Source organism: Candidatus Avelusimicrobium stercoris, assembly GCF_002437085.1.
GTDB classification, from domain to species: Bacteria; Elusimicrobiota; Elusimicrobia; order Elusimicrobiales; family Elusimicrobiaceae; genus Avelusimicrobium; species Avelusimicrobium stercoris.
Window position 1 is genome coordinate 24542 of the sequence record NZ_DJOA01000015.1, and the last position, 10928, is coordinate 35469.

At 50.4% G+C, this 10928-nt stretch carries 11 protein-coding genes; 5 read left to right on the top strand and 6 right to left on the bottom strand.

Annotation, left to right across the window (positions count from 1 at the left end):
- Positions 1-21 precede the first annotated feature (21 nt).
- A complete protein-coding gene (locus B2118_RS02550; protein WP_428053056.1) occupies positions 22-1131 on the top strand; it encodes a GNAT family N-acetyltransferase in 1110 nt (369 codons plus the stop codon).
- Between the two features lie 356 nt (positions 1132-1487).
- On the opposite strand, the gene B2118_RS02555 is transcribed toward B2118_RS02550, so the two are convergent.
- Genes B2118_RS02555 through B2118_RS02580 form a run of 6 tightly spaced genes read right to left on the bottom strand, consistent with a single transcriptional unit; the run spans position 1488 to position 6877 of the window.
- The gene (locus B2118_RS02555; protein WP_428053058.1) at positions 1488-2396 is read right to left on the bottom strand and encodes an RluA family pseudouridine synthase; all 909 of its coding nucleotides are present in this window, start codon (positions 2394-2396) and stop codon (positions 1488-1490) included.
- On the bottom strand, positions 2383-3174 hold the full coding sequence (lgt, locus tag B2118_RS02560; protein ID WP_428053060.1) for a prolipoprotein diacylglyceryl transferase: 792 nt from the start codon (positions 3172-3174) through the stop codon (positions 2383-2385). The genes B2118_RS02555 and lgt overlap by 14 nt, the downstream gene beginning before the upstream one ends.
- On the bottom strand, positions 3174-3782 hold the full coding sequence (locus B2118_RS02565) for an MBL fold metallo-hydrolase (RefSeq protein ID WP_428053062.1): 609 nt from the start codon (positions 3780-3782) through the stop codon (positions 3174-3176). Before B2118_RS02565 ends, lgt begins: the two co-directional genes overlap by 1 nt.
- A gap of 3 nt (positions 3783-3785) precedes the next feature.
- Positions 3786-4091, bottom strand: a complete 306-nt coding sequence (locus tag B2118_RS02570; RefSeq protein ID WP_428053064.1) for an FtsB family cell division protein — start codon at positions 4089-4091, stop codon at positions 3786-3788.
- Entirely contained in the window at positions 4088-5362 is a 1275-nt protein-coding gene (gene eno / locus B2118_RS02575; RefSeq protein WP_428053065.1) for a phosphopyruvate hydratase, read from the bottom strand. The genes B2118_RS02570 and eno overlap by 4 nt, the downstream gene beginning before the upstream one ends.
- 27 nt (positions 5363-5389) lie before the next feature.
- Positions 5390-6877: a hypothetical protein gene (locus tag B2118_RS02580; RefSeq protein WP_428053067.1), complete on the bottom strand. Its 1488-nt coding sequence runs from the start codon at positions 6875-6877 to the stop codon at positions 5390-5392.
- Positions 6878-6986: 109 nt separating this feature from the next.
- On the opposite strand from B2118_RS02580, the gene rlmN reads away from it, so the two are divergent.
- Genes rlmN through B2118_RS02600 form a run of 4 tightly spaced genes read left to right on the top strand, consistent with a single transcriptional unit; the run spans position 6987 to position 10698 of the window.
- Complete coding sequence (gene rlmN, locus B2118_RS02585) at positions 6987-8018, top strand: 23S rRNA (adenine(2503)-C(2))-methyltransferase RlmN (protein ID WP_428053069.1); 1032 nt, start codon at positions 6987-6989, stop codon at positions 8016-8018.
- Positions 8015-8449, top strand: a complete 435-nt coding sequence (locus tag B2118_RS02590) for a hypothetical protein (RefSeq protein ID WP_428053071.1) — start codon at positions 8015-8017, stop codon at positions 8447-8449. The genes rlmN and B2118_RS02590 overlap by 4 nt, the downstream gene beginning before the upstream one ends.
- Positions 8430-10163, top strand: coding sequence for a 7-cyano-7-deazaguanine synthase QueC (gene queC, locus B2118_RS02595; protein WP_428053073.1), 1734 nt, complete (start codon positions 8430-8432; stop codon positions 10161-10163). Before B2118_RS02590 ends, queC begins: the two co-directional genes overlap by 20 nt.
- Positions 10164-10173: 10 nt before the next feature.
- Positions 10174-10698, top strand: coding sequence for a hypothetical protein (locus B2118_RS02600; RefSeq protein WP_428053074.1), 525 nt, complete (start codon positions 10174-10176; stop codon positions 10696-10698).
- Positions 10699-10928: the final 230 nt, after the last annotated feature.

Below are 10928 nucleotides of genomic sequence, written 5' to 3' on the forward strand. Positions count from 1 at the left end.
TTCTTTTTTAGAGGGGAAAATATGAGTGTGGAAATACGTCAAATAACGGATAAGGAGTTGGACTCTTTTGTTAATTTTCCATTTGAATTATATAAAAACGACCCGTATTGGGTGGGCGAATTAAAAGCCGATACCAAAAAATTACTGCGCTTGGATAATGTTTTTTGGGTGAAGAACGAACGTGCCCTGTTTCTGGCGTATCAGGACGGCAAAACCGTTGGGCGCATTGCCGCCATTTTAAATAAAGAGCACAACGAATACCACCACGAAAATATCGGTTTCTTTGGCTTTTTTGATACAGTAAAGGACGAAGGTGTTTCGGCGGCGCTTTTTCAGGCGGCTGAAAACTGGCTCCGCGCCAAGGGCGTAACGGCCGTGCGCGGCCCGGCCAACCCGGACAGCAACCACATCTACGGCCTCTTGGCGGACGGTTTTGACAGTATGCCCGCTATTATGATGCCGTATAATTATCCGTATTATATGGATTTGATTGAAAAGGCCGGGTATGGGAAAATCAAGGACTTGCTCGCCTTTGAGCGCAGTAAGGACGACAAATTTTCCGAACGCTTTTTAAAGGTCTGCGCGCGCTGTTCGCGCGGGCACGGCATTACGCTTAGGCGGCTGAACCTCAAAAATTTGGACGCGGAGGCCGAAATCATCCGCGAAATTTACAACAAGGCTTGGGCGGAAAACTGGGGCTTTGTGCCGATGAGCAAGCAGGAAATGGCGGATGTGGTGAACGAGTTAAAATTAATCGTTCGCCCCGAAGGAACCTGCGTGCTGGAAGTGGAAGGCGTGCCCGCCGGGTTTTACATTGCCATCCCGAATATGAACCACGCGCTTAAAGAATTAAAGGGGTCGCTTGCTAATCCATTGCGCATAGTGAAAGCGCTGTTGGCTTGGCGTAAAATTAAGGATGCGCGCCTGATTATGTTGGGCGTGGCGCCTGAATTTAGAAAGCGCGGTATTGACCTTATTTTGATTAAGCACATTATTGACCACGGCGTAGCCGTTTGGAACGAGGCGGAACTTTCGTGGGTGCTGGAAGATAATGAGGGCATTATCCGCGGTATTATGGAGTGCGGCTGCCACACCAGCAAACGGTACAGACTGTACCAAAAGAGCCTGTAAAGACTTATTTTTGCACTCCCAAACCAATAAAAAGGGTTTCGTCCCCTCCCACGGAAAACGAAACCCTTTTAGTGTGTTGCCCGGGGTAGCGGGTCCCCTCCCGCTTCCGGACGGATGAAATTTGTTTTAAGTGGACGCCCCGCCGGGTACTCCGGCTGGGGCGTCTTCCTTTAAAGCGCTCCGTGTTTACCCCACTTTACGCTTTCCCCCAGTTTCCGGCCCCTTGCTTATCCTTTATCCCCCGGGCCGTTCTCTATATTTAAAGGATAGCGCATAAAACGCCAAAATAAAAGCCCAAAAAAGGATTAGTTTTTTAGGGCAAAAAAATCCCCGCCGGGTAAGGGCGGGGGAAAAGATTATTTGCCTTCGGTAACGCGCTTCCACGCGGCTAAAAAGTCCGGCGGAACGGGCGCCTCAAACTTTAATTTTTTGCCCGTCAGCGGGTGTTTAAACTCAATTCTCCGCGCGTGCAGCATTAAACGGTCTGCCGTGGCGCCGCGGTAGAGCCAGTCCCCCAGCACCGGGTAACCCAGCCAACTTAAATGTACGCGCAACTGGTTCGTGCGGCCTGTGCGCGGGTAAAGTTCAATATAGGTAAATCCGTTTTTGCGTTCCAGCACCTTATAATCGGTTACGGCTTCGCGTCCTACGTCGGAAGCCTTGATTTTGCCCCCGGCCACGCGTCCTATCGGCACGTCAATCGTGCCCTCGTCATCCGGTACTTCGCCGCAGGCAATGGAGTGATAGGTTTTGTGCACCTCGCGGTTGGAAAACAGCGCCACCATTTCGGCCTGAAATTCCTGCGTTTTGGCAACCACCATTACGCCGCTGGTTTCGCGGTCCAAACGGTGTACAAGCCCTGCGCGCGGAATAGACGTATCAAAGCCTTTGGGCGGATTTGCCAAAATGACGGATACTAAGGTTTCCTCTGTGGAAAACACGGCTTCGGGGTGTTCCTCCCATACGGGGCTTTGGGGGTGAACAAGCATACCCGCGGGCTTAATCACTACAAAAAAATCCTTACCGTCGTGGATGATTAAATCGGATAGTTTCGTTTTGGCTTTGGGGGCGGGCATTTCAAACTCCACCACCTCGCCGGGAGTAAGCGGCCAAGAGGGTTTTACCTTCTTGCCGTTGACGGTAATTTTTCCGTCTTTAATCATTTTTTGCACAATCGCGCGCGAAAAGTCGGCCAGTTCGTCGGCGGCAAAAATGTCTAAACGGCGCGAATATCCTTCAAAAACGATTTTTTTATTTTCCTGCATAAGTAGCATCCTTTTTTAAGCGGGTCCAAAGCCAGTACGAGACCGCCGCGGCCACTAAGGCAATCCATTGGGAGGGGGATAACCCCAACCAATAGGCGCCGCGGTAATCCCCGCGGAAAAACTCAATCACAAAGCGCATTACGCTGTAACACGTTACATATTGCACTAATATTTTTCCGTCTTTATGCGGGGGTTTGGACGCATAATGTAATAATACGAATAAAATCAGGTTCCCGGCGGCTTCGTACAGTTGCGTAGGGTGAAGCGGCACATTTAAAAGTTCCGGGGCTACCAAAGAGTGCGGGTCGGTAAACCGTACTCCCCACGGCATTGTGGTCGGCCGACCGAAGCAGCACCCCGCCAAAAAGCATCCAATGCGCCCCAAGGCGTGCCCCAGCGGCAGGCCGACGATTAAAAAGTCGCTCGTTTTTAAAAGGGGCAGGCCCTTTTTCTTCATGTAATAAATAAGCGCACCGACGGAAACAATCATCCCGCCGAAGAAGACAAACCCGTAGCGGAAATCGCGCACGATGTTGGTCAGTTTTTCGGCTAAGGTTGCTCCCAACTGCGGCCAGGAAACAATAATATAGAGCAGTTTGCTCCCAGCCAGCGCGCCGATAAAGGCGATAAAAAGCAGGTTCCAAAAGGTGTCTTTATCCAAGCCGATTTTTTTAAGGCGCGGCACTAAATAAAGCGCGGCGGCCGCGTAGCCGAGCGCGGTCATTAGCCCGTAACTGGCCAGTTCAAAGGAGCCTATTTTAAAAAGTATCGGGTGCATTACAGGCGCTCCTCGTCGCGGATGGCGTTGCGCATAAACGGATTTTTTACCCGTTCATAGCCGATGGTGGAACTGCATTTTCCGCCGTAGGCGTGGCCCGAAAAAATTTGCGTATCTTCGGGCAGTTTGGAAAGTTTTACTAAACTTTGGCGCATTTGGCGCGGATTAGAGGACGGCAAATCCACCCGTCCGCACGCCCCTGGAAAGAGGGTGTCGCCCGTAAAGAGTGCGTTGCCAATGTGCAAACACACACCGCCCGCCGTATGGCCGGGAGTGGGGATAATGTGCACGGCAAAGGGTCCTATTTGCAGGTGCTGTTCCCCCTGATAAGCGTGTACAAATTGCGGGTCCAAGCCCGAAAGGGCGAGGTCGTTTTCCTCCAAAAAGGCTTGTAAATGGTGCTTTTGCAAGAGGTCTTGGGAAAATTTAACGTGGTCAAAGTGCCCGTGCGTAAAGAATACGGCCAGCAAGTTTAACTTTTTTTCTTCCAGGGTATGTTCCAAATAGTTCATATCCCAAGCCGGGTCAATCAAAATGGCGTCTTGCCCTTCACTTAGTAAATAAGTACAGTTGCCCATCGGGCCTAAATTGATAACATCAATATTCATAAGTTATTTATCGGGTTGAAACCTAAATTCCACTTCGTCCGCCCCTATCATATTGTATTGGGTGCGGGCGATTTTTTCCAAATAAGCGGCGTCCTCTTTTTCCAGCAGAGCCATTGTGGCGGTCAACTGTTCGTGTTCTTTATCCAGTTGCACGCTTTGGCGCGTTAATTTGCGCAGTTCCAGTTTGTTATGCACCAAACTGACAATACTACTGCCTAAAAAGAAGATAACCACTACTACCAGGGCGGTCCCCAGTAGTAGCGGTTTTTTGTTTTGGATAATAAAATCCGTTATGGCTTGAGTGTTCATTTGCGGCTAAATACGGAGTCCTGCGCGTACTCGGCTTTGTCGCCCAGTTCGGCTTCAATTTGGAGCAGACGGTTGTATTTTGCCGTCCGTTCGGAACGCGCGGGCGCGCCCGTTTTAATGGCGCCTGCGTTGGTGGCTACGGCCAAATCGGCGATAAACGTATCCTCGGTTTCGCCGGAGCGGTGCGATACAATGCGCGAATAGCCGTGCTTCTTGGCCAGTTCCATTACGTCTATGGTTTCGGACACGGTGCCGATTTGGTTGACCTTGATTAAAATGGAGTTGGCGGCCTTTTCGGCAATGCCCTTTTCCAAGCGTTTTAAGTTGGTAACAAACAAATCGTCGCCCACCAGGTTGATTTTTTTACCCAGTTTTTCGGTGATGTGTTTCCACCCGGTCCAGTCGTCCTCCTGCAAGGGGTCCTCAATAGACACAAGGGGATATTTTTGGCACCAATCGGTGTAAATATCGGTCATTTCCTGCGCGGAGTGCATTTTGCCCTCAAAGCGGTAGGAACCCTCGTGATAGAACTCGCTGGCGGCACAGTCCATAGCCAACGAAATTTCCGCGTGCCCCGCTTGTTTAGCGGCGGCTAAAATGGTTTTGAGCACATCCTCGTGTCTGGTGATTTTCGGCGCAAAACCGCCCTCATCCCCTACGGCAATCACCATACCCTCTTTTTTAAGCAAATCCTTTAAGGCGTGATACGTTTCGCTCGCTTCGCGCAAGGCTTCGGCGAAAGTTTTGGGCGCGGTGGGCACAATCATAAATTCCTGTACGTCCAGGCCCGAATCCGCGTGTTTCCCGCCGTTAATAATGTTAAGCATTGGCGCGGGCAAAATGTAGCGGCTGTTATCCAAATTATAGACATTGCGGATATGCTGATAGAGTGGTACTTTGGCGCTGTGGCACCCCGCCCGCAAGACGGCCATAGATACGGCCAGCATTGCGTTGGCTCCTAAATTGGTTTTGTTTTCCGTGCCGTCCAGCGCGAGCATACTTTCGTCTACCAGGCGGATATCAAACGGATTCATCCCGGCTAATTGCTGGGATATGCGTTCCACATTGGCTACGGCTTTTAAGACGCCTTTGCCATTGTAGCGCTCCCCGCCGTCGCGCAGTTCAAGCGCTTCGTGTGAGCCCGTAGAAGCCCCGCTGGGCACGGCCGCGGTGCCAGTGTTGCCATCATCCAATAGAACATCGGCGGCTACCGTTGGGTATCCTCGCGAGTCCAAAATTTCTCTTGCCGTAATTTTTTTAATGCGAACCATATAACCCCCTTCCGTCAATGTGCCGGATTAGACAATGCTGTCTATGATTTTTTTGCCTTCTTTAATCAGTATTTCCGGCAATTTCGCATCTTGCGCTTCGGCGTACATACGGATTAACCGCTCGGTGCTGGACGGGCGAATCGCCAGCCAACTACCGCCCTTTAAGATAAACTTAAACCCGTCGGTGTTGTCAATGCGCCACACGGAGGTTTTGTTAATGGAAAGCGGCGGCTTGATATCCAAGCGTTCCATAATGCGGTTAATTTCGGTTTCCGCCTTGGGAATACTGACTTTTTGGTCAAACAACTGTTTGTATTTTTTATAAAATTCTTTTTTCAGTTGTTTTAAGGTCTTGCCTTCGGTGGCCAACATATCCACCACCAGCAGGCAGGCCAACAGGCCGTCTTTGTCCGGGATGTGGTGGGCAATCGCAATACCGCCCGACTCCTCCATACCCATAATGTACTGGCCGGTAATCATTAACTCGGTAATGTATTTAAAGCCTACCGGGGTTTCGCGCAGCATTAAGCCGTTTACCTTGGCTACCTGGTCAATCAGGTTGGAGGTAATTACGCTTCTGCACACGCGGCCTTTGAGGTTTTTGTTGTGAACCAAGTGTTCCAGTAACAGCGGGGCTATTTCGTTGGGGGACACCCAGTTGCCTTCGGCGTCAATAATGCCGAATTTGTCGCAATCCGGGTTGCAAGCGATGCCCAAATGCATTTTTTTGCTTACGACTAATTTTTTAAGGTCCGTCAAACTTACGGGGCCGGCGTTAGGCGTATGTCCGCCAAAGAGGACGTCTTCCCCTTCGTGGATGCCTTCCACCGTTACGCCGTGCTTTTCTAAAAAGTCGCGGAAGTAATATTTGGACGTACCGAAAAGCGGGTCAATGGCTACTTTTAATTTCGCCTTTTTAAGCGCCTTTACGTCAATCATTTTTTCCAAGCGGGCCATATAGCCTTTGCGGAAATCCTTGCTAATGGTTGCCGCGGCGTTCAATACGCCAAACTCGGTAGAGGACGCTTTTAAAATCTGTGCGTTGGGTGAAGGGATACGCTTTTCAATATCTTGTACGATTTCGTTGTTGGCAATACCGCCGTAGTACGAAATCCATTTTACGCCGTTTACATAGTATTCGGCCTCGCTGCCCGTAATTACGATGGCACCGACGGCGCACTCATTGAGCACCGCCCACTCGGCCACCGGGGTAGGCAGGGGCAGTTCGGCCACCTTTACGGTAATGCCGCTCTGCACAAGGGCGTTGGCCGCCACATAGGCAAATTGTTTAGAAAGAAAACGGGTATCATACCCCACTAGTACGAGGGGCTTTTTGGGTTTTTTGCCTTGTTCTTCACAGTGCTTGCGGTATCCAGTACCTTCAAATCCATAGAAAGGATGTTCCAAAATATGTTCGGAAATCCCGTAAGTCAAACGCTGTACGGACTGGGCGGTCAACCCGTCTGCGGTAACGGCCCGGAAGCCGGCTGTGCTAAATTTAATATCTTCACTCATCGTGCTGGTATTATACTAAAAAATAGGCATTTTTTCATCTTTCTGCGGCTTTGTATATTGGATAGCGGAAAATGTTAAAATATATATACCCCATAATAAGGAAAGAAAAATGAATTTTGAATACGTCAAACAATACATAAAAGATGCGGGTTTGCCGAACTTCCGCATCTCGCAGGTAAAGGATGCTATTTTTAAACGCGGGATTTCGTCCTGGGACGAAGCCACCAGCCTGCCCGCCGATTTGCGCGAAAAATTGAAACAAGACCGCCCGTTGCTCAGTTTTAAGGTGGCCAAAATCGTCTGCTCGGATCGGGACAAAGTGGCCAAGGCGCTCTTAACGCTCAAAGACGGCTACCAGATTGAAACCGTATTGTTAAAACCGCAGGATACTTGGAGCGTGTGTGTATCCAGCCAAGTGGGGTGCCCGCTGCGCTGTTCCTTTTGCTCCACGGGCAAAATGGGCTTCAAGCGCGATTTAACGCAAGAGGAAATCACCGACCAGGTGCTAATGTGGTATCAGTATGTGCATAAAGAAAAACTGGGCGAACGTATTTCCAGCGTGGTTTTTATGGGGATGGGGGAACCGTTACTGAACTATTTAAATGTGGTAAAGGCAGCGCAGGAACTTTCCAACCCGGACTATTTAAATATTGGCGCGCGCCATATTTCCATTTCCACATCAGGCATTGCCGATAAACTGCACAAACTGGCGGTAGATTTGCCGCAGGCCAATTTGGCTATTTCCCTGCACAACGCCGACAACGCCGAGCGCAGCAAAATTATGCCCGTAAACCGCAAGTTTGATTTGGATGATATCAAAAAAGCGTTGGAAGAATATATCGCTATGACGGGCCGCCAAGTGTTTTTGGAATATTCCGTCATTGAAAACGTAAACAGCCGCCCGGAGCACATCCGCAAACTGGCGGATTGGATTTACAGCATTAAAGATAACTATTTACTGCACGTCAATTTGATTGCGTGCAACCTGGGCCGCGGCGAAAAGACCGAAGACCGCATAGTAAAGGACTTTGCCGCCGGCTTAAAAGCAATGGGTATAGGCGTAACTATCCGCAAAAGTATGGGTAACGATATTTTAGCCGCGTGCGGACAGTTGGCCTCCCAGAAAAAGGAGGGCAAATGAAAAAATTAGGGTTACTGGTAGCCGGGCTCTTGTTGGCTGGGTGTGCCACCTTGGAAATGAACAACTTGGACTGGATTCCGATAGGGCCGGATTTTCCGCCCACCAAGGCCAAAAATGTGGAAATTATCGGCAGTAAGAGCGAAATTACCCGCCCGTATGGCAACTTGGGGCTTTTGCGCATTAAAAACTTACAGCCCACCCGCGACAATTTAAAAATGGGGGTGGAAAAGGGCCGCAAGTTTGTAGCGTCCAAGGGGGCCGATGCAATGCTTATCGGCCAGTATAACAGTGCGGAGGACGGTGCGTCCAATCCGCGCGTAACGCTGATTATCTATGCAATCAAATACGTGGATAATTTGAGCGAAGAAGACGAAAAAGCGATTGACGATTTTAAAGTATTGGGGATATTAAATGAGCGTTCTGATAGCTAAAACCGCAGGGGAATGTGAACAATGGGCAGATGTAGCCGTTATTGTGGATGTATTGCGTACATCCACCACGCTGTGCGAGTTGTTGGCGCGTGGCAAAAAGACCGTTTTGGGCTTTGATAAGGCGGAAGATGTAGCCGCTTTTACAAGCCGCCACGCGGATTTTGAGGTATATAGCGAGCAGGATATTGCGCTGTCCCACGAGGACGATTCGCCTTATGCGGCTTCGCGCGCTTCGGGCCGTACGCCCGCCTTGGTGCTCAGCAACGAGGGAATGAAGGCGCTGTTTGCCGCCAAGAACGCCAGCACCGTGCTGGTAGGCGGCTTCTGCAACTTTTACACGCTGGCTGATGTCCTTGCCAATATGGATAAGGATGTTTTGCTGGTGCCCGCTTCGCTGTATGGTACGGCGGATTCGGTAGAAGACGGTTTTTGTGTAGCCGCGCTGAAAGACTGCGTGCAAGGTATTGGGAACCCCGAGGATGCCATTGTGGAATTTAATAACACAATGCGCTGTGTGGAATTTTTGAAACAGGGGCCTAAAACCGCCGAAAAGGACGCCAAAATCGCGTTTAAAGTGGATGATTTAAAGGTGGTCCCACAGGTGTCGTTCTCCAACCAGGGCTATGCGGTTTGCTACCCGTACGGTACGCAGGCGCCCGCGGCTTGGCTGGTTACCAAACAAGCCGAACAGCAACCCGCCGCGGCCCCGGTTCAAACGCCTGTCGCTCCGTCGCAGGAGGAACCCGTCGCCAAGACATCGGATAGCACCAAGAGCGGCCTGAAAAATTTTTTTAGTGGAATTTTAAACACTGTGAAAGAGGAAAAAGAGGAATTGGAACAAGAACTTGCTAACAGTTTTGGCGAGACCAAAACTGAAAATGCGCCTGCTCCGGCGGAGGACTTATTAGACGCCGCTTTGAAGCAGGCCCCGGCTCAACCTGCCGCTAAGGCTGTCGCGGGTGTTCAGGTGTCTGCGCCGCAACAGGCGGTACCGTCTGCCGAAGTTACCTTTTCGGGCAAAACGGCGGCGTTTGGCGGTAAAACCAAAAAGAAAGCCATTGTGCTTTTTTCGGGCGGGTTGGATTCCACCACATGTTTGTATTGGGCCTTGGCGCACGGTTACGAGTGTGAAGCGCTCACCGTTTCTTACGGGCAGCGCCACGACCGCGAGGTGTTGGCCGCACAAATGATTGCACGCAACTTGGGGGTTAAGCACCATTTGATTACGCTCAATTTGCCGTGGCTGTCCTGCTGTTCCTTGGTGGATAAGAACCAGGCCCTGCCGGATGTGGCGTTAGAGGATATTCCGAAAGAGGGGATTCCTTCTACCTATGTGCCGGGGCGGAACCTGATGTTCCTCTCTATTGCGGGCTCCTTGTTGGACGCAATTCACGCCGATGCGATTATCGCAGGCCCCAACGCGATTGACTTTTCGGGCTACCCCGATTGCACCCCCGCGTTCTTTAAAGCGGCTGCGGATGCGCTAAACCGCGGAACCAAAATGGGCGTAACGGAAGGGATTGAAGTATTGGCGCCGCTGATGCGGATGTCCAAAACCGATATCGTGCGCTTGGCCGCTAAGTTGAAGGTGCCGTTTGAACTCACTTGGAGTTGCTACGCGGGCGGAAAAAAGCCGTGCGGTCATTGTGATTCGTGCAAACTGCGCGCCAAAGGCTTTGCCGAAGCGGGCGTACACGACACGTCCTTGGATTAACGAGGCCTATATGAAGAGACTTCTTTTTGTTTTATTATCTGTGTGTTTTGTGGGGGGAGTAACGGCGGCGGAACTAAAAGATACCGATGCTGGAACCCCGGCGGAGTGCAGTTTGCCTGCGGAGTCGGCCCCGGCCGTTAAAAAGACGGACGAAAAGCCCGTCCCGGCGGAGCAAAAACAAACTCCCGCCGAACAGAAAAAAGCCTTTAAGGCGCGTCAAAAACGCATTAAAAAGTTGGTTAAGCAGTACAAAAAAGCCAAAGAGGCCGACAAGCCCGCTATCAAGGCCAAACTGGCGGAAGAGGTTTCCGCCGGCGTGGAGGCGGGGCTTGCGTATGTAAAGGACCGCCTTGCCGCCGAACGCGCAAATTTAGATAACTGGGAAAACAAGGTAAAAGTCGACGAGGCCAACTTGGAGCAGGTAAAGGCCCAGCGCGTGGAGGACTTATTGTCCGGCGTGGCTGAAAAGAAGCATAAGGAAGCCAAAAAGGCTTGGAAGAAACAACTAAAAGAAGCCAAAGAAAAATTACAATAAGTCAAAAATAATCCACAAGTATCTTACAATACCCCTGGCCCAACTCCCGGGGGCTTTGTTTTTTAATAATGCCCCGTGCCATTTTTTTTGGCTACTCTAAACTGGCGCGGTGGTGCCCCGTCGTATTTTTGTATTAAATTAAAGGTCATTCTGAAATTGTTTCAGGATCTACCTTTTGGGTTTTTTTGTCGTTGCTTTTTCGTCGTTCTCTGTAAAGGGGTTGTTTCGTT

Coding starts and splice junctions, on each gene's coding strand:
- B2118_RS02600 (WP_428053074.1), top strand. CDS start 10,174: ATGAAGAGACTTCTTTTTGTTTTATTATCTGTGTGTTTTGTGGGGGGA.
- lgt (WP_428053060.1), bottom strand. CDS start 3,174: ATGCACCCGATACTTTTTAAAATAGGCTCCTTTGAACTGGCCAGTTAC.
- B2118_RS02590 (WP_428053071.1), top strand. CDS start 8,015: ATGAAAAAATTAGGGTTACTGGTAGCCGGGCTCTTGTTGGCTGGGTGT.
- B2118_RS02555 (WP_428053058.1), bottom strand. CDS start 2,396: ATGCAGGAAAATAAAAAAATCGTTTTTGAAGGATATTCGCGCCGTTTA.
- B2118_RS02580 (WP_428053067.1), bottom strand. CDS start 6,877: ATGAGTGAAGATATTAAATTTAGCACAGCCGGCTTCCGGGCCGTTACC.
- queC (WP_428053073.1), top strand. CDS start 8,430: ATGAGCGTTCTGATAGCTAAAACCGCAGGGGAATGTGAACAATGGGCA.
- B2118_RS02570 (WP_428053064.1), bottom strand. CDS start 4,091: ATGAACACTCAAGCCATAACGGATTTTATTATCCAAAACAAAAAACCG.
- B2118_RS02565 (WP_428053062.1), bottom strand. CDS start 3,782: ATGAATATTGATGTTATCAATTTAGGCCCGATGGGCAACTGTACTTAT.
- rlmN (WP_428053069.1), top strand. CDS start 6,987: ATGAATTTTGAATACGTCAAACAATACATAAAAGATGCGGGTTTGCCG.
- eno (WP_428053065.1), bottom strand. CDS start 5,362: ATGGTTCGCATTAAAAAAATTACGGCAAGAGAAATTTTGGACTCGCGA.
- B2118_RS02550 (WP_428053056.1), top strand. CDS start 22: ATGAGTGTGGAAATACGTCAAATAACGGATAAGGAGTTGGACTCTTTT.